At 60.2% G+C, this 231-nt stretch carries 1 protein-coding gene; it reads left to right on the top strand.

Annotation, left to right across the window (positions count from 1 at the left end):
• Window positions 1-231: AraC family ligand binding domain-containing protein (locus NCR39_RS20705; protein WP_250453957.1), on the top strand; the 231-nt coding region annotated here is incomplete at both ends.

The raw sequence follows: 231 nt of genomic DNA on the forward strand, positions 1-231 counted from the left end.
GGTATGACGCGTTCAACTTCGAATGGATCGTCGAGCGCAGCGCGCCCAACGACTGGCATATCGACGCGCATCGCCACGACGCGCTCTTGCAATTTCTGTACATTCGCGGCGGCGGCGGGCAAGTGCTGATCGAGAACAGCATGATCGATCTCGTGCCGCCGTGCGTCATCATGCTGCCCGCGCAAACGGTTCATGGATTCAACTTCGCGCCGAACGTGGATGGTCTCGTCG

It is taken from the genome of Caballeronia sp. ATUFL_M2_KS44 (assembly GCF_023630965.1).
Taxonomy (GTDB): domain Bacteria; phylum Pseudomonadota; class Gammaproteobacteria; order Burkholderiales; family Burkholderiaceae; genus Caballeronia; species Caballeronia concitans.